The organism is Fodinibius roseus (assembly GCF_900129315.1).
Classification (GTDB): domain Bacteria; phylum Bacteroidota; class Rhodothermia; order Balneolales; family Balneolaceae; genus Fodinibius; species Fodinibius roseus.
This window is the reverse complement of sequence record NZ_FQUS01000002.1, coordinates 292366-313370: the sequence shown is the minus strand read 5'-3', so window position 1 is coordinate 313370 and position 21005 is coordinate 292366. Positions and strand designations below refer to the sequence as shown.

Annotated in this window: 15 protein-coding genes and 1 tRNA gene; 5 read left to right on the top strand and 11 right to left on the bottom strand. The window is 49.7% G+C overall.

The features are described 5' to 3' along the window. Nucleotides 1-88 precede the first annotated feature (88 nt). Complete coding sequence (locus tag BUB16_RS03090) at nucleotides 89-2134, top strand: M1 family metallopeptidase (protein WP_073059353.1); 2046 nt, start codon at nucleotides 89-91, stop codon at nucleotides 2132-2134. A 136-nt stretch (nucleotides 2135-2270) separates the two neighbouring features. On the opposite strand, the gene rho is transcribed toward BUB16_RS03090, so the two are convergent. Continuing rightward, nucleotides 2271-3743: a transcription termination factor Rho gene (rho, locus tag BUB16_RS03085; protein ID WP_073059352.1), complete on the bottom strand. Its 1473-nt coding sequence runs from the start codon at nucleotides 3741-3743 to the stop codon at nucleotides 2271-2273. Between the two features lie 136 nt (nucleotides 3744-3879). Further along, complete coding sequence (locus BUB16_RS03080; protein WP_073059351.1) at nucleotides 3880-5148, bottom strand: bifunctional folylpolyglutamate synthase/dihydrofolate synthase; 1269 nt, start codon at nucleotides 5146-5148, stop codon at nucleotides 3880-3882. A gap of 314 nt (nucleotides 5149-5462) precedes the next feature. Here BUB16_RS03080 and BUB16_RS03075 point away from each other — a divergent pair, with 314 nt between their 5' ends. Then, entirely contained in the window at nucleotides 5463-6545 is a 1083-nt protein-coding gene (locus tag BUB16_RS03075; RefSeq protein WP_084087995.1) for a quinone-dependent dihydroorotate dehydrogenase, read from the top strand. Between the two features lie 381 nt (nucleotides 6546-6926). Here the strand turns inward: BUB16_RS03075 and alr are convergent, their stop codons facing one another. From alr to BUB16_RS03045, 6 genes are all read right to left on the bottom strand, one after another. Next, nucleotides 6927-8105, bottom strand: coding sequence for an alanine racemase (alr, locus tag BUB16_RS03070; protein WP_073059350.1), 1179 nt, complete (start codon nucleotides 8103-8105; stop codon nucleotides 6927-6929). After that, the gene (locus tag BUB16_RS03065) at nucleotides 8102-9259 is read right to left on the bottom strand and encodes an amidohydrolase (RefSeq protein ID WP_073059349.1); all 1158 of its coding nucleotides are present in this window, start codon (nucleotides 9257-9259) and stop codon (nucleotides 8102-8104) included. Before BUB16_RS03065 ends, alr begins: the two co-directional genes overlap by 4 nt. An 83-nt stretch (nucleotides 9260-9342) precedes the next feature. Next, nucleotides 9343-9933: a peptidoglycan DD-metalloendopeptidase family protein gene (locus tag BUB16_RS03060; protein ID WP_073059348.1), complete on the bottom strand. Its 591-nt coding sequence runs from the start codon at nucleotides 9931-9933 to the stop codon at nucleotides 9343-9345. Nucleotides 9934-10070: 137 nt separating this feature from the next. Next, nucleotides 10071-11141: an alanine racemase gene (locus BUB16_RS03055; protein WP_073059347.1), complete on the bottom strand. Its 1071-nt coding sequence runs from the start codon at nucleotides 11139-11141 to the stop codon at nucleotides 10071-10073. A 3-nt stretch (nucleotides 11142-11144) separates the two neighbouring features. Then, nucleotides 11145-11585: a GNAT family N-acetyltransferase gene (locus tag BUB16_RS03050; protein ID WP_073059346.1), complete on the bottom strand. Its 441-nt coding sequence runs from the start codon at nucleotides 11583-11585 to the stop codon at nucleotides 11145-11147. 30 nt (nucleotides 11586-11615) lie between these two features. Then, nucleotides 11616-13142 carry a sodium:solute symporter family protein gene (locus BUB16_RS03045; protein WP_073059345.1) on the bottom strand — a complete coding sequence of 509 codons (1527 nt, stop codon included), beginning with the start codon at nucleotides 13140-13142 and terminating at the stop codon, nucleotides 11616-11618. 663 nt (nucleotides 13143-13805) lie between these two features. On the opposite strand from BUB16_RS03045, the gene rocD reads away from it, so the two are divergent. Then, nucleotides 13806-15041, top strand: a complete 1236-nt coding sequence (gene rocD / locus BUB16_RS03040; RefSeq protein ID WP_073059344.1) for an ornithine--oxo-acid transaminase — start codon at nucleotides 13806-13808, stop codon at nucleotides 15039-15041. 195 nt (nucleotides 15042-15236) lie between these two features. Here rocD and BUB16_RS03035 read toward each other — a convergent pair. Then, nucleotides 15237-15309, bottom strand: a tRNA-Met gene (locus BUB16_RS03035). 124 nt (nucleotides 15310-15433) lie between these two features. Between BUB16_RS03035 and lat the strand changes: the two genes are divergently transcribed. Next, nucleotides 15434-16762, top strand: coding sequence for an L-lysine 6-transaminase (gene lat / locus BUB16_RS03030; RefSeq protein WP_073059343.1), 1329 nt, complete (start codon nucleotides 15434-15436; stop codon nucleotides 16760-16762). Between the two features lie 458 nt (nucleotides 16763-17220). Next, nucleotides 17221-17772: a carboxymuconolactone decarboxylase family protein gene (locus tag BUB16_RS03025; RefSeq protein WP_073059342.1), complete on the top strand. Its 552-nt coding sequence runs from the start codon at nucleotides 17221-17223 to the stop codon at nucleotides 17770-17772. Nucleotides 17773-17828: 56 nt separating this feature from the next. On the opposite strand, the gene BUB16_RS03020 is transcribed toward BUB16_RS03025, so the two are convergent. Together BUB16_RS03020 and purL are read right to left on the bottom strand one after the other, a co-directional pair. After that, entirely contained in the window at nucleotides 17829-18548 is a 720-nt protein-coding gene (locus BUB16_RS03020) for an SDR family oxidoreductase (RefSeq protein ID WP_073059341.1), read from the bottom strand. 180 nt (nucleotides 18549-18728) lie between these two features. Continuing rightward, on the bottom strand, nucleotides 18729-20975 hold the full coding sequence (gene purL, locus BUB16_RS03015) for a phosphoribosylformylglycinamidine synthase subunit PurL (protein ID WP_073059340.1): 2247 nt from the start codon (nucleotides 20973-20975) through the stop codon (nucleotides 18729-18731). Nucleotides 20976-21005: the final 30 nt, after the last annotated feature.

Sequence of the window (21005 nt, the reverse complement as noted above, 5' to 3'; positions counted from 1 at the left end):
GCCGGCAGCGGCCGGCTGTGCAACAAACCGTCGGGGTCGAATCACAGTACCGGCGAATTCATCAATTTTCATTAAAACATGTCACTTTATGTCACTTTTCCCACAGCTCTCCAAAACGGCATCCCTTCTGCTGTTTGCCGCTTTACTTGCTTTCTCGGGATGTGCCGGCTCCCAACAGGCAACCACGGATGAGCAACAGGCTCCCGGCAGCGAAAAAGAGGAACGCCTTTCGACAAGGCCCTCAGAGCTGAGCAGGATGGTTCCCAACGCTATTACCGGCGAAATTCCACAAACTTTTTTCCAGGCGATCAATCGCGATACCCGTACTATGTCGGGGAAGCCGGGTTCCGACTACTGGCAGCAGTGGACCAGCTATGACATGAATGTCGAGCTGGTGCCTGCCGATACCCTGATCAAAGGCAGCAGTACGATCACCTATCATAACAATTCGCCGGATACGCTGAACCAGCTTTTTATGGAGCTGACACAAAATGTTCACAAGAGCGGGGCCGTCCGAAATGAAGGAGCCGAGGTGACGGGAGGAATTACCCTACACCGGGTCGCCGCTGGTGATAATAACCTGGATGAGATGCAATCGGGACGTTCCAGGCAAGGCTACCTCGTAGATGGCACTCTGATGGTCGTTCGTCCCGGCACCGTATTAGCCCCGGGAGATTCCATAGAGATCCGGGTTGCATGGGATTTCAAGATCCCTCAGCAAGGGGCGGGCGGACGCATGGGCTACAATGGGGACAACCTGTTTTATATTGCCTACTGGTATCCCCAAATGCGCGTGTATGACGATGTCAACGGCTGGTTTACCGACTCATTTAAAGGAAATGCCGAATTCTACCACGGCTTCGCCGATTATAATGTGGATATTACCGCTCCCCAGCAGTGGATGGTCGCCTCCACCGGAGACCTGACCAATGCAGGGGACGTCCTGAAGGAGGATATTCACCGGCGGCTGGAGGAGGGCCATAGCAGTGACAAGGTGGTACCCGTGGTAACCAAAGAAGACTTTGGCGACGTTACCCGGTCCACCGAAAACGGCATGGTAACCTGGAACTTTAAAGCGAAAAAAGTGCGCGACTTTGCATTCAGCGCAACCAAAGAATCCATGTGGGATGCCACCCGTTCGGATGTGGGGGATCGCGACGGGGACGGAGAAACCGAATATGTGGAAATCAATGCCATCTATCGCAGCAGCGCCCCGCTTTGGACGGACGCAGCGGCTTTTACCCGTCATGCTCTTTCCTCCCTGTCTGAAACGACCGGCATAAGCTATCCCTGGCCGCATATGACGTCTGTCGAGGGCGGCGGGATCATCGGCGGTGGCATGGAGTTCCCCATGATGACGATTATCGGCGATTACAACGGCCGGCCCGCCCGGTCGCTCTACGCGGTCATTGCTCACGAGCTGGCCCATATGTGGGTACCGATGCAGGTCAGTACGAATGAACGCCGCTACGCCTGGATGGATGAGGGCACGACCACCTTTAACGAGTCTCAATCCAAAAAGGATTACTATCCGGAGAGCGCGGGCACCTTTGAACAGTCGAATTATCAAAGCTACCTGCAAATAACCGGTACGGGCCTGGAGGGGCCCATTATGCGATGGTCGGACTATCATTATAACGGTTTTGCCTATGGCATCGCCTCTTATCCCAAACCGGCTTCCATGCTGGTGGCCCTGCGCGGCCTGCTGGGCGAGGAGACCTTCCGTGAGGCTTATCGAACCTTTCTCAGCCGGTGGCAGTACAAACACCCGTATCCCTGGGATATGTTCAACGCATTTGAAGATGTGAGCGGACGGGAACTGGATTGGTTCTGGAGAAGCTGGTATTACGAGACATGGACACTCGACCAGGCGGTAGGCAACGTCCGGCCCGCCGAAGAAGGTACCGAAATTGTTATTGAAGATCGCGGTCAGGCTCCCATGCCGGCGACGGTGGAAATCACGCTGTCCGACGGCACGACACTCACGCGCAAGATTCCGGTGGAAACCTGGCTGAAGGGTGCTACCAGGGCAACCCTTTCGATTGATCATACAGGCGAAGTGACGAATGTAGTGGTGGATCCGGAGCGGAAATTTCCGGATGCCAATCGCACCAATAACAGCTGGGAGAAATAAGAAGGATACCCGTATAAGGGAATACCGGGGCTTAACTTCTGCGTGCAGACCGACCCCGGACCGGGATCCGGGTTAAAAGCCCCCCCACCAGGGTTCCGGGTTCTGATTTCAGGGTTCAGGATCCGTACTGGAACCCCTACTTATTCATGGAGATCAGGAACTCTTCATTATCTTCCGTGCCCTTCATCTTATCCAGCACAAACTCCATCGCCTCGAACGAGTTCATGCGGTTCAGGTAACGCCGCAACAGGACCACTTTCTCTTTCTCGGTCTCCGGGACGATAAGCTCCTCGCGGCGGGTACCGCTCTTGAACACATCAATAGCGGGAAATATTCTGCGTTCTGACAGGTTGCGATCAAGGACAAGCTCCATATTACCCGTACCCTTGAACTCTTCAAAAATAAGATCATCCATACGTGAGCCGGTCTGCACCAGGGCCGTAGCAAGAATCGTAAGGCTGCCCCCGTCTTCGATATTACGAGCGGAACTGAACAGCTGCCGCGGTGCCTTCAACGCCTCTGAATCCACCCCACCCGACATGGTACGTCCGGACGAAGGCTGACAAATATTATAGGCACGGGCCAGCCGCGTGATGGAATCCATAAGGATAAGCACATCATGGCCGCTCTCCACCAATCGCTTTGATTTTTCAAATACAATCTCGGAAAGTCCCACATGGTTTTCAGGACGCTCATCAAAGGTAGAAGCGACGACTTCCGCATCTTCCACACTGCGTTCCATCTCGGTGACTTCTTCGGGACGCTCATCAATGAGCAGAATAATTACCTTGGTCTCCGGGTTATTCTTGTTTACCGCATTGGCAACATTGCGCAGAATAGTTGTCTTCCCCGTCTTGGGCTGAGCCACAATCAAGCCCCGCTGTCCCTTTCCGATAGGGGCAAACAGATCAACCACGCGTGTGGTGTATTCGGTAGGCTTATACTCCAGCTTCAACCGTTCTTCGGGATAGATCGGCAACAGATCTTCAAAATCCTCCCGGTTATCCATATCGGTTGGGATCTTGCCGTTCACACCGTCGACGCGAAGCAGGGCAAAATAACGCTCTCCGACTTTGGGGGGACGAATGATGCCGATCACGCAGTCGCCCTGTTTCAGGCGAAACCGCTTTATCTGCGAAGGCGATACATAGATATCATCGGGACTCGCCTTGTAATTATAGTTGACCGAGCGCAGAAACCCGTAGCCGTCCGGCAGAATCTCCAGCGTACCCTCCTGGATAAGGTAAGGGCCCAGCTGGGGCTGAATCTCCTCCAGGCGCTCTGAAAGCGTGGGCGCATCTGACTCCGGCAAAATATCGTGCACGCTCTTCTTCTTTTTCTTCTTGCGTCCACCTGACTTCCGGCGGCCTTGCTTGGTATCCGTGGAGGCTTCATCCTGACCGCCGCCCGTATTATCGTTTCCATTTCTCTGCGCACGTGCTTTATCCCGTACTGACTGGGTAATTCGATCGATGAGCTGCTGTTTGCGCAGCCCGGAAATTGATGAGAGTCCCTGTTCGCGAGCTAATTCTCTTAGTTCTTTGACCGTTTTGTTCGGCAAAGTATCAATTTGCTCTAAGGTGACTCCATCGGTCTGATAGTCCGACATAATAATCTTGTTCTATAATTTGGTATGCGTTGCGATGAATAAAAAGGTTCTACAATCTTAATACTAAGCTGTAAAAGAGAATTGATCTACGCTGTGGAAAAAGGGAGAACTCTCAGGTAGATATGATATTAACGGTTTAAACAAGTGTTTTTATCCAATCCCGAACCGTGGTGTAAAAGTAAAAACTTCCTGCAAAAATTACTAATTCCGAATCAAACTCTTTAAACAATTGCTTCTGTTGATCCGGCTGGGTTGGAAAAGCCATCACTTGCGGCCACCATCTTCTGATCTCCTTAAACGGTGCCGCCCGTTCAGTGTTTAGTGAATAATAATAGATATTTTTGAATTCTGAAAATTCATTCATCACTTCGGAGGATATTTTATCACGCATCAGTGATAAAACGAGAATCGCCTTATCAACCTCTCCCACGGTTGATACAGACTGCTTAACTCCCTGAACGGCCTCAATATTGTGCGCGCCGTCAAAATACCACCGCTTTTTTTCAAGGAGCTTCTCAAATCGGCCGCGGCCGGCGGCTGTATGTTGTATCCCGCTTCTGAATTCCTCCTCAGACACCCTGAAATGACTGTTGACCGCCTTAATGACCTGCCAGGCCACAGCTACATTACGGGCCTGTACGGGCGCTTGCAGCGTAGTTTTCAGGCGGATGTTCCTCCCCCCCACCCGGAGCGTTATGTCTCCCGCCTTCATCATTACCGGCCGGAGGGGTTCAATGGTTATCACCGCACTCTCCTTTCCTTCCGCTATCCGGCGCACAGTCGATTCCGCCTCTTCAGGCAGATTTCCCAGGACCACCGGTCGGCCGGATTTGATGATGCCCCCCTTTTCCTGTGCGATCTCCCGGAGGCTGTCTCCCAAAATATCCGTATGATCCAGCGAGATGCTGGTAATGACGCTTACCAGCGGACGAATGATATTCGTGGCATCAAGACGTCCGCCCAATCCTGTTTCTATAATGCCCAGGTCGACCTCTCTCTTTGAAAACCACCAGAAAGCAATGGCAGTACTGATCTCAAAATAGGTAAGTTTGTGCACTTCAATCAATGCATGATACTGCCGGAAAAACAAAAGCAGAGCTTTATCCGGGATGGGACGACCATTGATGACAAATCGCTCGTTGTATTGTATCATATGCGGCGATGTATAGCACCCCACGCTGTACCCGGCTTGTCGGTAGACCCCTGCCAATATTCTGCAGGTACTGCCTTTACCATTGGTACCGGCCACATGTATGGAAGAGAAACGATTTTGTGGATTCCCGAGCTCCTTGCAAAAAACCTCGAACTTCGACAGGTTAAAATCCGTAGCCTTCGTATGATCAGACTGGAATTTCGGGATGGCAGCAAGATACTGCTCAACATCTTCAATGGATAAAAATGGCATCGATAACTATACCCAAAGTTTAAATTTCGTTCTTAGTATAAAGCTCATTACTTTGACGGGAGCTTGACCTGGATTATTCACAACAAAATATGATTGTGGGCAAGGCGGAGTGGAAATGAAGGTGGAGAGGTACCTTTGTACCTTGAACATCCATTTCCACTCCAATGCAGCACAGGAGTAAAATTTCGAAGTTATCATCTAATGGTTCAAAAAAGCTTTAATACATACCAAGGCTTTTAAAAAATAAGCAGGATAACTATTAATCCATAGTATTCATGAATAATCCTGGTTAAAAAAAGTTCGTCTCTTATGTTATGATATATAATTCATTGGTGAAACCCTTATTATTTCAGCTGGACGCTGAACGGGCTCACGATTTGATGCACCATTTTGCACGAAAAGCCTCTGGAAGCAATTTTTTGCGGGCTCTGGCGAAAACAATCTATGATTATCAGGCGCCTGGACTCACCCAGAATATATGGGGGCTGACATTTAAAAATCCTCTCGGCCTGGCCGCCGGATTTGATAAAAACGGCCATATACCGGAAATCATGGAGGCGGCGGGACTCGGATTCATTGAAATCGGCAGTATCACCGGAAACCCAAGCACCGGCAATCCCAAACCCCGTCTTTTCCGCCTGCCCCGCGACCGTGCGCTCATCAATCGGATGGGGCTCAACAACGACGGGGCCAAGACCATCGTTAAGCGACTTAAGAACAAGAAGATATCCATCCCACTCGGTATCAATATTGCCAAGACACACGACCCGAAATTGATGGGAGACCTGGCTATCCGCGATTACGTGCACAGCTTTAAGGAAGCTCAAAAAATAGCCGATTATATTACCGTCAATATATCCTGCCCCAATACCACCGACGGCAAGACCTTTGAAGATCCGGCAGCCCTCGGAGAGCTTCTTTCGGCCCTTGCCATTCGAGATGACGCGCGCGTGGTTCCGACACTTATTAAATTCTCGTCCGACCTGACAAAAGATCAGCTCATGCAGCTTCTGCAGGTTTGTGAAGCCCATCAAATTCCCGGATATGTAGCCTGTAATACCTCTTCCGCCCGGGATAATCTGGAGACGCCCGAATCGGAGCTTAAAAAAATCGGCCACGGCGGATTGAGCGGCCATCCGATTGCTTCAAAAAGCGTGCGCATCATTCGATGGATCAGCGAAGCCACCAGAAGACAAAAACCTATCATCGGGGTTGGCGGCGTGGATTCATTTTCCACGGCTCTTCAGATGATGCTGGCCGGGGCTGACCTTTTACAGCTGTACACCGGGCTGGTTTATGAGGGGCCGGGCCTCGTCAAATCCATTAACCGGCAGTTTGTTAAAGAACTAAAGGAACTGAATGTTGATTCTATTTACCAGCTGATGAGTGCGTCTTAGAGAACTTTGCAAAACCGTTCTTTGGGCCAATATCAGCATTTTCGCGAATTCAAAATCCTCACATATATCTTCATATGCTTTGGTTTTGAATTCGCTCAGGCTTTGATATTGATCAAAATTCCTGGTTTTTCAAAAGTTCTCTCTTAGTATATTTTAAAAATCGGGAATCGAGAAATATGTTACACCAGCTACGCACCCCCCGCCTTTTACGTGCTGGAAAAAAGATTACCTCAGGTGCAGGCCGTTCCAATCCATGCAAATCTGCCACCTCGACCTTCAGTCTTAGCTTAACCTCAGATCCTCTGTGTTCTGCGCTCGACTTGCCGTTCTTTTAGCTTTCCAAACCAATTCGCTTCCAACTGCGTTCTAAACCGGTTAATCTCAATCCTCAACAATATATCGCGGCAGGGTCGAGGGAATCTGTACCAGTACCTCATAGTTCATAAAATTCCGCATTTCACTAAAAGAGGCTACCGTCATCTCCTGTTCGCCCTGGGTGCCGATGATCACCACTTCATCTCCCTTGGTCACATCAGGAATATCGGTAATGTCTACGGTCAGCAGGTTCATATTCACCAGTCCCGCCACCGGCGCCCGCTCCCCGTTTATCAATACGATGCCCACATTGGTCAGATTCCGGCCGAACCCGTGAGCATACCCTATGGGAACGGTAGCAATCTGTTCGTCGCGGCTGGTAAGATAGGTATTGCCGTAACCGATAAATTCACCCGCCGGCACATTTTTTGTGCTCATAACTTTACTTTTCCAGCTGATTACCCGCTTAAGCGGATCCTTGTGTTCCGCCTGTATATTTGGATATCGTTTTACAAAATTCATGTAGGTTTCCCGGTTGGGCCAGAATCCATACTGGGCGATACCGATACGCACCATATCCATAATGGTTTCGGGGTAGTTCAGGGCCGCAGCGGAGCAAGCCGTATGATAGTAACGCGCTTCGATGTCCTGATCTTCAAACCAGGAGGTATACTCCCTGAACTTTTCAATCTGTTCCTGGATACGCACGTAATTACCCACACTCTCCGCACCGGCGTAGTGCGTGCAGATGCCCTCAAGCCTGAGAAGCTCCCGATGTTTCTTAAGCAGGTGCGTAATATCCTCAAAATTGTCAGGATCAAGTCCCAACCGGTTCATGCCGGTTTCCAGATGCAGGTGGATGCGCGCCGGCTTGCCAATTCGTTTGGCTTCCCTGATTGCGGCGTGCATGCGGTCCAGTTCAAAGATAAAAAAGGAGACATCCCGTTCAATGGCCCAGGCGATGACCTCATTGCTTATCATGCCTACAATCATGATGTGGGTATCCTCGCAGGTTGAAGCGCGACTGGCCTCACGGGCTTCATCGGAACTGAAGACCGAAAAATGTCGGATACCGCATTCTTCAGCCAAAGGCACAAAATATTTGATACCGTGTCCGTATGCATTGCCCTTGATAACCGAACTGAATAACACCTCCTCACCGATGTAATTCTTCAGAAAGGAGATATTTTGTTGAAAGGCAGATTTGCTAAGCTCGACATAAGAAGGGTAAAACGGGTCTTTCATCCTTGGAATAGTATCTCGTTAATGATTTGCATGAACATAAGAGTGCCGGTGGCGATCAACTCGTCGGGAAAATCGTAGAGTTCGGAATGCAGCGCGGGATGCTCTCTGCCAATGCCCAGGCCAAAGATCGCCCCGGGTATTTCTTTCGTAAAAAGGCCAAAATCCTCTGACCAGCCAAAAGGAGTGTTTTTCTCAAGGATATCAAACCCCTGTTGCCTTGCGGCCTTTCGGACGATATCAGCCGCCCCGCCATCATTGACTGTTGCTGCAAAGGGCTCTGCCCAGGTATGGTCGATGGCAAGCCCATAGGTCCCGGCCAGTCCTTCTGCTGCCGCAAGGCATCGCTCCCGCAGGGAATCTAAGACATCATCATCATACGTACGCAGGGTAGCACGAACCGTAGCCCTGGCCGGAGAAGTGCCGAAAGCATATTCTCCGAGCACGGCATTGATGACCGTCACTTTGGTGGGCTCATCAAGCGAACTGTAAAATTGAGGTACCGATGAAAGCGCTTCTATCAGCTGTGCCATCGCCATAGCGGGACTCCTGCCCTCTTCGGGATGGGCCGAGTGTGCTGTTTTTCCCTCGAAACGTGCTTCCAGTCCCACAGACGCTGCAGCAAATATACCATCCCGGATAATAACCTGATGGTTTTCATATCCCGGCAGGTTGTGCAGGGCAAAACAGAAATCCGGACTCAGGGCCTGAAATGCTTCATCCCGGAGCACCTGGCGGGCGCCCTGTCCGGTCTCTTCGGCCGGCTGAAAGAGCAGGGTAACCGCACCCGCTGCCGGTCGCTCTTCTGCCAGCAGCCTTGCGACCCCGCAAATAATACTCATGTGTCCGTCGTGCCCGCACTTGTGTCCCACTTCTTCCGACTCCGAGCGATAATCGTTTTCAATCTCATCCCGAATGGGCAATGCATCCAGCTCGCACCGCAGCAATATGTGCGGACCTTCATCTCCTCCCTGGTAAGTAGCCAGTATCCCGTGTCCTCCAATCCCTTTCTGAATTTCATCCGGATCAGTTTCCTTTAAAAAATCATGAATAAGTCGGGCGGTTTCGGATTCTGCCCCCGAAAGTTCCGCCCGCCTGTGCAGCTGATGACGCAATTCGGTCAGCTCCTGCAGGTATGGCTGTATGTTAAAAGACATTCAAAGTACACTCTTTAGTAAAATTATATGTGAAGGGGTTTAATTAGTGGATTTTAGAGCAGAATTGCCAATATATCAGGATGCTAATAAAGATCGCCCAGCACCTTGCGCGGGTCAGGATAGACCCGGAGCGCCCGGTCATGTTCCTCATCCGCAACGACCCCCGGCATATCGGCTTCCCCGGGATCTTCGACCGACAGCTGGAAGTGCAGATGTGGTGCCCATCCGCCGTTAACTTTCGCCGTGCCCAGGGTACCGATCTGCTCGCCGCGGCCGACGGCATCGCCCGGCAACCAGCTTTTCAGGGAGGGGCGGGACAAGTGCCCGTAAAGTGCAAAAAGATTTCTGTTCTTCAGATCATATTCAATAACAAGGGTGGGACCATAATTACCCTTTTCATTATTATCACGCAGATAAGAGATCGTACCCCCGTAAAAAGAAAATACCGGGGACCCGGCCGCTGTCCATATATCAATACCCATGTGGATGTTGCGGCGATTATCGTACTGCGGAGCCACATACATGTTGTTCCGCTTCTCATTATAACGGCCGATCCCCCACTCCTTGGTGTTGATGAAATCCGGGTCGTAGTCCCTCGTAAAATCAAAAATATACATTTCAGCGGGGTAATCCATAACCCTGGCAAAATCGTATGCTTCTGAAAATAAGGTCAAATTCTTATTATTACAGGTATCCCGTTTTAGTTACAGATATAAATCTTATTTACTGTTGTCTGTTTCCCTTTCCTATTAGAAATAAGACGGAAACGTTTTTCGATCCTCATGGGAGTCCCAAAACTATTTAAAGTAATTCACTCCACCATTTTATCAATATAGTCGGAGTTCATTATGCCCAAAGCTCCCATATATTTCATGCGAAAACGGATAAAATCGCCCACCTCATAGCCGGCCGTATTATCCCCGACATCCAGGATAAGCATATCGGAGCTGGCGTCTACGATCTTAACATCCTCTTCCACATTGATCAGGTGATCGGGATTGATATCCAGGTATCCGATATCCAGGATGGCGCGGTAGGACGTTTCGCCGTATTCTTCTTCATCGATATCCGCCGTTCTTCCCTGTGGGTCCTTGCCCAGCTCGCCGGTCGGTACCTTCGGCTTTTCAGCAATTTCAATAACCTGGGTATACAGCTCCAGCACATCATTATGCATGCCCTCGATCGTTCCGTCCGTAAACAGGTCTTTGCCAAAAAACAGGGCTTCGCCTACCCTGAAATGGTTGATACCGCTGGGCAGCTGATTCCGCAACAACAGCGGAATCGTGACCGTGGTACCACCCGATACGAGCGGGATCGTTTTGTTAAACCGCAACTCAATAATCTGTTTGTACAGCGACAGCTGAATCAGCTTGTCCTCATCGGGCATGACCCCGTGCATACAGTTCAGGTTGGTACCGATCCCCAGCACCTCGATATGAGACAGCTGAAACACCTTCTCATAGAAATCGATCAGGTTTTCCCGGATCACGCCTTCCCGCAGATCCCCCATCTCGATCATAATGATAACCTTGTGCACCTTTTCCTGCTTCTGGGCCTCCTCTGAGAGTGCGTGCAGGGTCGAAAGCTCGGTATTCAGGCTGGCATCGGCATATTTCACCACCGATTCGATAATATCCCTGGGCGGCGGCTTGATATAGGTCGTCATCGTATCCGGATCGATCTCCTTGATCTTCCGAAGATTGCTGATGCGCGAGTCGTGCATCTCGCCGATTCCCAGATCGGCCACCTCTTTCAGATAGGCTTCATGTCCGCATAACAGCTTGGTTGTAATACCCCACTTGATGTCATTTCTCTTGAACAGATCATCAAGGAAATGGTAATTCTCACGTAACTTATCGCGATATAGTTTTAAATAGGCCATGCCCTATTTCTTAAGTCGCATTTCTAAATACTTATTGGTAAAGCCGTATTTCTCATACAGGTATTTGGCCGGATTGTCGGGCTCGACATGTAGTGCAATATCGCCTTCGGTGGCGTCGATCACCCGCTCCATCAGCTGCTTTCCTATTCCTTTTCCCCGGGCTTCCCCGTGAACAGCAATATACACTAAAATGTGCTCCGGTATATACCCGCCCATATTCGTGTGGTTAATAATAACGGCTCCCCGGAGCTCTTCACCCCGGTGGGCTACGAGGATAAAGCCATCCTGACCGGCTTCATCCCCATAGGCATAACTTATACAACTTGATATATGACGTTTTTCATCTCCATACTCGTCAAGGTGTTCATACAGGAAATCAACAATGTCCTTGCGGGAAAAAACCGTCGGATTTTCCGTATCAGAATATATGATATCAAATTGCATGGTAGTCGGTTAAAGTCATTAGAAAAATAATCAGTTATGGATAACTTCCGGGGATTCACTGCTTTCGTCCGGGAAAAGCAGTGATAATGTTACAAACATTAAGAGCGAAACTGAAATTCCAAATACGTTGGCATCCAGTCCGGCGGGGAGTTTTTCTATTCCCCATACTATTTGATCAAAATCAAAAAAAGGGATCTTTTGAACGTTTAAGACAATATTTTCAAGTAGTAACTGCAAAACAAAAGTTGTTCCACCTCCCAGCATCATGGCTCCTATAGCGCCTACACTGCTGCTTTTATCCCAGTAGAACGCGCCCACAACCGGTACAAACAGTCCCGATACCATAAAAGCATAGGAATAGAGCATCAGATCCAGCACGTTAGTCATCATGCTGGCAACAAGCAAGGCGCCGGCGCCGATGAGAAGAGTCATGATCTGTGAAAACCGAAGGAACGTATCGCTGTCATGATCCACTTCCCTGAAATAGCCGATAATATCGGAAACCACATTACCGGACGAAGCCATCAGGCAGCTGTCGGCCGTTGAGAGGATAGCGGAAAAATAGGCGCTCATCATAATGCCCATGAATCCCACGGGAAGTACTGTGCGCAATAGCATCGGCAGGCCGGTCTCGGGGTCGGTATCGCTGACATTTGCAGCCCCCAGGTAGTCAAACATGCCCTGAGCGGCAGCCACTTTGGCAAACAGTCCCAATGCCACGCCCATAAAGGCCATAACCGGCCATTCGAAAAGTCCCGCCAGAAACCATGCTTTCTTTGCCGTCTTTTCGTCGTTACAGGCATAAATACGCTGGTAGAGCGTCATCCCTACAAACCAGATGGGAATGATCGTTGCTCCCCAGTATACTACACGCTGCCAGGTGAGGTTACTCATCGAAAGCAGTGCGGGATCAACCGTCTGTGAGATGGCCTCCCACCCGCCGATAGCATTGTACGAGATCGGAATTCCCACAAAAATAAGGCCCAGCATCAGGATGGTCCACTGTACGGTGTCCGTGTAAATAACGGCTTTGAGTCCCCCCATCACCGTATAGATCACGGCCACAGATCCCATGATGATGAGCGCCGTTTGCAGATCGAGATCGGCAAAGGTTCCCTGGGCCAGCTTGGCACCGGCCAGGATCTGGGAGCTGGTAAACCCGGCATACCCTATGGCTGATATGATCCCCGCTACAAGGGCTACTTCAGGATTAAAATAGTGCTTGAAAATCTCGGGAAAAGTGAAGGCCTTGTCGAAAACGGGATTGCCTTTAACTTTCGGTATCAATAGTACGGCCGCCAGCCATGCTCCCACCAGACCCGTGAAGAGCATCCAGGAACCGGATATCCCCATCACAAAACCGAGCCCCCCCAACCCAATGGAAAAACCGCCCCCCACATCGGTTGCCACTACCGACAGTCCGATATGCAGGCTGCTCATATTTCGTCCGCCCACGTAATAGTCGTCTGCCCCTTTGTTTCTTTGCAGGAAAAAGACGCCAAAACCCAACATGCCTATCATGTAGCAGGCGAAAATCGTCAGGTCAATCCAATGCATATTTTATATAATCCATAAAGTTGGATTTCTACCTAATAAAAAAACCCTCGAGCAATATACTCAAGGGTTCAATATTAATCGACGGCATAATATATCCTTTACGAAGCGGAATTTCCAATTTCTACCTTTCAGTCTCTCTTCGAATCCCTCTCCGTTCCCATCGGGGAGAAGGTTAAGGTGAGGGGATCTGCAGTCCCCCCTGACTTTTGACTAAAACCGCTCATTACAAGAAAAACTTAACTCAATGGCCTTTACTTTCCGCAATAGGCTATTTGCTCATTATCTAAGAGTCAATCCCTATGTATACTTGCTTATAATTGTTCAAAAGAGGATGCCTCAGGAGTTAGCTATAAGTTTATGAGACTTAAATCTGCTAAATTCAGGGCGCCCTCTTTTTTATAATACCTTTTAAAACAGGGGATATTGGTCAATATCGACCGCTGAGCGTATTCAAAACTGTAGTGTATAAGGCATAAGGAAGGATTTGGATGCATAAGAATGAAGAGAGTAGCTAAAAGAACGGTTTTGCAAAGCGTCCCCAAATTAAAAAAATCCATTTAACTGAAATGAGGATTTTAAAAAACCTTCAGAAAGTATATTTTTCTTCTCTTTTTAAGATCCTATCTTGTAGGCTCAATAGGATTAACCATAATTAAACCATACATGACTACTACGGAACAAGCTATTTCGCTCGAAGAACAGTTTGGAGCTCATAACTATCACCCCCTGCCGGTGGTGCTTTCCAAAGGAGAAGGAGTACATGTATGGGACCCGGAAGGTAACCGTTATTATGATTTTCTGTCGGCATACTCTGCCGTCAACCAGGGACATTGCCACCCGCGGATCATCACCACCCTGAAGGAGCAGGCCGAAAAGCTGACCCTCGTTTCCCGCGCTTTTTACAGTGATCAGCTGGGAGCATATGAGAAATATATGCATGATCTTTTCGGTTATGACAAACTTTTACCCATGAACACCGGCGCTGAAGGGGTGGAAACCGCTATAAAACTCTGCCGCAAGTGGGCTTACGAAAAGAAGAACCTGACGCCGGAAAAAGCGACCATCATTGTAGCCAAAGGTAATTTTCACGGGCGGACAACCAGTATTATTTCCTTTTCAAATGATCCGGCTGCCCGCAAAAATTTTGGGCCCTATACCCCGGGCTTTCTGTCTATCCCTTACGACGATCCGGAAACCCTTGAAATGGCGCTTCAGAAGGAAGATGTAGCGGGATTTCTGGTGGAACCGATCCAGGGAGAAGCGGGGGTCAAGGTGCCCTCGGAAGGATATCTCACCGAGGTATCGGCACTCTGCGAGAAGTATGATGCGCTCTTTATTGCCGACGAAATCCAAACCGGTATTGCGCGCACCGGTGAGATGCTGTGTGTGGACCATGAAGGGGTTCGTCCCGATATTGTGATCCTGGGCAAGGCTCTCTCAGGAGGTGCATACCCGGTGTCTGCCGTATTAGCCGACAATGAGATCATGGGATGCCTTCGTCCCGGTGAGCATGGTTCGACCTATGGAGGCAACCCGCTGGCCTGTGCCGTCACGATGGAAGCCCTTGAGGTGGTGCGGGACGAAGACCTGGCTGGCAGCGCCACACGCCTGGGGAAGATCTTCCGGGAGGAAATGGAAAAACTTATCGATCAAACGGAACTGGTGAAGCTCGTCCGCGGCAAAGGATTGCTGAATGCTATTGTCATCAACGATTCCGAGGAGAGTGATACGGCCTGGAATATTTGCCTGAAGCTGAAAGAGAACGGACTCCTGGCAAAACCCACCCATGGTAATATCATCCGTTTTGCCCCGCCCCTGGTGATGACGGAAAAACAGCTGCGGGATTGTATCGCTATCATCAGCCGTACAATCAGGGAATATGAAAGCGTAAAGGTTTAAAGGTAATCGATGCGATTATTTTATACCGGCCCCGAACTTCTTGTGCGAGAGGATGAACTGTTCCCGGGACTGAGGGGGTAATAGGATAAAAATATCGGGAAAGTTGAGTGAGAGATGGAGGCCTTCCCACTGCTTTCCAAGCCCAATAAAATGAAAAAAGCGGCCTTCCGAAATCAGAAAGCCGCTTTTTGATAGTGGCGGGGGCAGGATTCGAACCTGCGACCTTCGGGTTATGAGCCCGACGAGCTACCAGCTGCTCCACCCCGCGATGTGAGTGCCTATAATAAGGCTTGACATGGGTACTTGTCAATAATAAATTTATTTTTTTTACCACTCTTCTTTTCTTTAATTAATATGCAATATTTATAAACAGAAACCCGCATACGAGGTTTATGGCTATCACTGAAAACGTTACAGCAACACAAGTTCACCAAATTTTAGACAGGCATATGCTCACCGACGGCTATGATATTGTTTTGGATCTCAAGAAAAGCGAGGACGGCTATCTTTGCGATGCCAGAAACGGGGACCGTTACCTGGACTTTTTCACCTTCTTTGCCTCCAATCCGCTGGGCATGAACCACCCCCGGCTGGCTAACAGGGAATTTCAGGATAAAATCGGCCAGATCGCGATTAATAAACCGTCCAATTCAGATATTTATACCGAGGAGCTGGCTGCCTTTGTTGATAATTTTGACCGGATAGGTATACCGGATTACCTGCCTTATTCTTTTTTTATTTCGGGAGGTGCCCTGGCTGTGGAGAATGCCCTGAAAGTTGCTTTTGACTGGAAGGTGCAGAAGAACTTTGAGAAAGGGTACCGGCAGGAAAAAGGACAGAGGGTGCTCCACTTCGAACAGGCGTTCCACGGGCGGACGGGTTACACCATGTCGCTGACGAACACGGATCCGACCAAGGTAAAATATTTTCCTAAATTCGACTGGCCCCGGGTCATTTCCCCGGCCATGGCCTATCCCGAAACGGAGGAGCATCTCCAGCAAACGATCGCCCGGGAAGAGCGAGCTATAGCACAGGCCGAACGCTATTTTGAACTATATAAAGATGAAATTGCCTGTATTATTATTGAGCCTATCCAGGGCGAAGGCGGTGACAATCACTTTCGCAAAACGTTTCACCAGTCCCTTCGTGAATTAGCGGATGAGCATGAAGCCCTGCTCATTTACGATGAGGTACAGACGGGCGTGGGGCTGACCGGCAAATTCTGGGCCCACGAGCATTACGTTAAGCCCGATATCCTGGCCTTCGGTAAAAAGACACAGGTGTGCGGCATCCTGGCCGGCAAGCGAGTGGATGAGATAGAAACAAATTGCTTCCAGGTCCCTTCACGAATCAATTCTACCTGGGGCGGCAACCTGGTGGATATGGTTCGGTTCGGACGTATCCTGGAAGTGATTGAGGAAGAAAACCTGGTTGAAAACGCCGCCCAAATGGGCCGTTATCTGCTGAAGAACATACAGGGACTTGCTGAGCAGTATGAACAGGTGGCCAACGCTCGGGGCAAAGGGCTCTTTTGCGCCATTGATTTTCCCAATACTGAAATACGGGATGCCGTGATCAAGGAGTGCTTTAAAAAGAAATTGATGATTCTCTCCTGCGGTACCAAAACCATGCGATTTCGTCCCCCGCTAACCGTTACAAAACAACATATCGATGAAGCTATTCATATTATCGGGAATGCTATACAATCTGTCCTGAAATGAAATATCCCGTACCTGTCCTCTCCTTTTTAAAAAGGAGTGCTCATTTTATATTTTTAACAAATTCAGGTTGCACCCTTGAAGCCGCTGAGCGATATTATACAAGGGCTTTGAAAAACCAGGAGTTTTGATCATTGTCAACCCCTGAGCGAATTCAAAACCACAGCATAATGACCCGGATTATTCACCAGGAAATTTGGTCATGAACGAGACCAAGTGTACGGCTCAATTTCGCAACCTATTGTGACTGCACTCAAATTTGAGTTATATTTATTTTTTGATATCTCAAACAATATCATTGAGGTACTCTTTACTTGTTACTATTTCGTGAATAATCCGCGTTAGGCATATGTGAGGACGTTGAATTCGCGAAAATGAGGAGATTGGACAAAAAACGATTTTACAAAGTCCTCTATATATAGTTCATAAACCAATAACATTCCTAATGCAGGTATTTACCTATGGCACATATTGACTTAAATAACGACAAGCCCGGCATCGTGGGACTTTTCCACTTCAGACCGGATACGGCAAAACCACTTTGTGAACTGGCAGAAACCCTGCTCCGGGGTCCATCTCCTCTCTCCAGCGGAGAACGGGAAATGATCGCATCTTATGTCTCATATCAGAATAACTGTCATTTTTGCCATACTTCCCACGGAGCATCCGCCGCTCATCACTTTGACGGCGATCTTTCACTGATCGATGATATCAAAAGGGATTTTGAGCAGACCGATATTTCTCTCAAACTCCGTGCGCTCCTGGATATAGCCAAAAAAGTACAAAAAAGCGGTCGGGACGTTGGGGAGGAAGATCTTCGCAAGGCTAAAAAAGCCGGCGCAAACGACCGTGAGATTCATGACACGGTGCTTATTGCAGCTGCATTTTGTATGTATAACAGGTATGTGGACGGATTAGGCACCTGGGCTCCGGAAGATAATGAAGCCTATGACGAAATGGGAAAAATGATGGCTCAGGAAGGTTATATGCGCGACCGCCCCGGACTGGATTAACCCGCAGCCCAACTTTCACCTTTTACCTTCTACTTTCGACCTAAACCTAATGACGGTCACACCATCTGGTGCGATTCGGGCTGGAGTACTATCTCGTTGAGTACCGAGCCCTCGGGCTGGTTGGCCGCATAATAAACGGCCTTTCCCACTTCCCGGGGCGTCAACATTTTATCTTTGCGTACCCGCATGTCCACCGTGGGACTGTCCCACAGCGAAGTAGCGACACCGCCAATATGCAGGAGCGTAAATTTGACCCCGCTGCGCTTATGTTCCTCGATCAGGGATTTCGTAAAGCCGGTAACGGCAAATTTAGAGGCTGAATAGACGGACGAATTCTTCATCGGGTATTTCCCCAGGCTCCCCGGCAGCATGATCACCCGTCCCTTTTTCTCTGTTGCCATATATCGCACCACCGTCTGGGTCACCAGAAAGGTCCCATACACATTCACCTCCAGCATCTCTTTGGCGTCATCGGGCTTGATATCCAACAACGGCTGGATGACGGCCGTACCAAAAGCATTCACCAGTACATCAATAGCTCCCAGGTCTTCGGTCACCTCACGCACCATATTCGATACCGAGGCCAGCTCTGTCACCTCAACGCCTATGACGTAAGCCTCTCCCCCGCTCTCATTGATCTCTCTGGCAACTGCTTCGGCTTTTTGTTGATCCCGGGCGGCAAGCACGACCCTGGCCCCTCCTTTTGCAAACATATGGGCGCAGGCGCTGCCAATTCCACCGGATCCCCCTACAATCAGAACAATCTTATCTTTCATGGTCAATTAAATATTTTTTTAGCTGCAGTTATATAATTTGCCCAAGGTCCAACCAGATGATCCCCTCTTTTTAACAATAAAAGGGTTTAGGGGGGGGTTTTAGGGGGGATTTTACCCTCTGCTATCAGCTTAATATTTATAACCGGACACCTTCTACGTTCTACCTTACACCTTCCACTATCACTGCTTCATGGCTCCTTCGATCACCCCCCCATAGAGAGCAGTGATTTCATCCAAGGCGACCTTCAGCAAACCGCTGATCTCCAAAGCATCCTGTTCGACTCCCACCGTCCCCAGCCTGTAAAACGGAATATTCTGCTCTGAAAAATGGTTCTCCAACGTATCTTCCCGGCCGGCCCCGCAGGTCACCACAACCCCGGATTGAGCTTCACTGTACAGGACCTCATGCATATTATCACCGAGCTCATCAACCGACACCTCCGCTCCTCTGCCGCTGAATATCGCCATCTCAGCCAGTGTTACAGACAATCCTCCATCAGAGATATCATGCACGGCATTCACTTTTTGCTGCTGGATAGCGTCCAACAGGGCGACCTGCAGGCGTCCTTCAAAATCAAGATCCATCTCCGGGGCATCCCCGGTCGTCAATCCATGAATGGTATGCAGATACTCGCTGCCTCCCAGTCCCCTGCGATCCGCGCCAATGAAATAAATGACATCTGATTCCTGCTTAAATGCCGGGGTCATGCGATGCTTTTCCAAATCTTCAATAAGTCCCAGCATCCCGATAACCGGCGTCGGGAACACCGCCATATCCGGGTTTTCGTTATAAAAGCTGACATTTCCTCCCGTGACCGGCGTATTAAACCTGCGGCATGCCTCGCCCATGCCCGCCAGAGCCTCTTTGAACGTCCAGTAGACTTCCGGTTTATAGGGATTTCCAAAATTGAGACAGTTGGTGATGGCCATCGGTTTTGCCCCGCTGCATACCACGTTACGGGCCGCTTCCGCAACCGCAATTTGTCCCCCGCGCCGCGGGTTCAGGTACACATACCGGCCGTTGCAATCCGTTTTCACGGCCAGGGCTTTGTTGGTTCCCTTAATGCGCACCACGCCCGAATCTGAGGGACCCGGCCCATTGACCGTATTCGTACGTACCATCGTATCATACTGCTCGTAAACCCATCGTTTGGAAGCAATGTTAGGCGCCTGCAACAGCGTTTTCAGCATCTCTTTGTGATCGGACGGGTGATCCAGACTATCGGTATTGAACGACTGTGTCTCTTCCAGGTATTCCGGCTTCTCAGCCTCGCGAACATACTGAGGAGCTCCACCGCCCAGCACGAGACTGTCGGCGGGGATATCGGCCTTTACTTCGCCCTCCTTATAATATGTCACGTTTTCGCCGTCTGTCACTTCCCCGATCACTACGGCATTCAGATCCCATTTCTCATAAATATCGATAATTTCCTGCTCGCGACCTTTTTCAGCGACCACCAGCATTCGCTCCTGGCTTTCAGAGAGCAGCAATTCATAGGCTGTCATGCCCTCTTCGCGGGCGGGTACCTTGTCCAGGTCGATCCGCATGCCGCTTTTTCCCTTGGCACTCATCTCCGAGGATGAACAGCTGATGCCGGCCGCACCCATATCCTGTATACCAACGATCCCACCGTTTTTAATCACTTCCAGGGTTGCTTCCAGCAACAGTTTTTCGGCAAAAGGATCGCCCACTTGCACGCTGGGACGTTTTTCTTCGCTTTCCTCGCTGATCTCTTCCGAAGCGAACGTTGCCCCGTGAATACCGTCCCGCCCCGTCTCCGACCCTACAATAATAACCGGGTTACCGGCTCCTTCGGCAATGGCGGAGGCCGTCCGGCCGGCTTTTACGATACCCACACTCATGGCATTGACCAGCGGATTGCCTTCATAGCTGTCATCGAAATAAATTTCCCCGCCTACCATCGGGACCCCAAACGAATTCCCGTAATCAGCGATACCGCGAACCACGCCGTCCAGTAAAAAGCGTACGCGGGCGCTGTCCAGGTCCCCGAATCGAAGAGAGTTAAGGCTTGCCACCGGGCGAGCACCCATCGTAAAGATATCCCGGTGAATACCCCCCACGCCGGTAGCCGCCCCCTCATAGGGTACAATGGCAGAGGGATGATTATGACTTTCCACTTTAAATACACACCCCAGTCCGTCCCCGATATCAACAAGACCGGCATTTTCTTCACCCGCCCCGACCAGCAACTGGGGACCTTCACTCGGTAATTTTTTAATTTCGAGGATGGAGTTTTTGTATGAACAGTGTTCGCTCCACATCACCGAATATACCCCCAGCTCCGTAAAGGTGGGCGTGCGACCCAAATATTCCCTGATCATTTCATACTCATGTTCATCGAGTCCGTGATCCTTTGCCAGTTCCAGTGTTACTTCGGGTTCTGTTATCGTAGTATTTGCAGACATCAGCTACTTTTTTGGAAAGTTGAAAAGTTA

What these genes read in the sequence shown, in the direction of transcription:
- BUB16_RS03050 (WP_073059346.1), bottom strand. Translation starts at nt 11,585, where the DNA reads ATGCAATTTGATATCATATATTCTGATACGGAAAATCCGACGGTTTTT.
- BUB16_RS03075 (WP_084087995.1), top strand. Translation starts at nt 5,463, where the DNA reads ATGATATATAATTCATTGGTGAAACCCTTATTATTTCAGCTGGACGCT.
- alr (WP_073059350.1), bottom strand. Translation starts at nt 8,105, where the DNA reads ATGAAAGACCCGTTTTACCCTTCTTATGTCGAGCTTAGCAAATCTGCC.
- lat (WP_073059343.1), top strand. Translation starts at nt 15,434, where the DNA reads ATGGCTATCACTGAAAACGTTACAGCAACACAAGTTCACCAAATTTTA.
- BUB16_RS03045 (WP_073059345.1), bottom strand. Translation starts at nt 13,142, where the DNA reads ATGCATTGGATTGACCTGACGATTTTCGCCTGCTACATGATAGGCATG.
- purL (WP_073059340.1), bottom strand. Translation starts at nt 20,975, where the DNA reads ATGTCTGCAAATACTACGATAACAGAACCCGAAGTAACACTGGAACTG.
- rocD (WP_073059344.1), top strand. Translation starts at nt 13,806, where the DNA reads ATGACTACTACGGAACAAGCTATTTCGCTCGAAGAACAGTTTGGAGCT.
- BUB16_RS03065 (WP_073059349.1), bottom strand. Translation starts at nt 9,259, where the DNA reads ATGTCTTTTAACATACAGCCATACCTGCAGGAGCTGACCGAATTGCGT.
- BUB16_RS03020 (WP_073059341.1), bottom strand. Translation starts at nt 18,548, where the DNA reads ATGAAAGATAAGATTGTTCTGATTGTAGGGGGATCCGGTGGAATTGGC.
- BUB16_RS03055 (WP_073059347.1), bottom strand. Translation starts at nt 11,141, where the DNA reads ATGGCCTATTTAAAACTATATCGCGATAAGTTACGTGAGAATTACCAT.
- BUB16_RS03025 (WP_073059342.1), top strand. Translation starts at nt 17,221, where the DNA reads ATGGCACATATTGACTTAAATAACGACAAGCCCGGCATCGTGGGACTT.
- BUB16_RS03090 (WP_073059353.1), top strand. Translation starts at nt 89, where the DNA reads ATGTCACTTTTCCCACAGCTCTCCAAAACGGCATCCCTTCTGCTGTTT.
- rho (WP_073059352.1), bottom strand. Translation starts at nt 3,743, where the DNA reads ATGTCGGACTATCAGACCGATGGAGTCACCTTAGAGCAAATTGATACT.
- BUB16_RS03080 (WP_073059351.1), bottom strand. Translation starts at nt 5,148, where the DNA reads ATGCCATTTTTATCCATTGAAGATGTTGAGCAGTATCTTGCTGCCATC.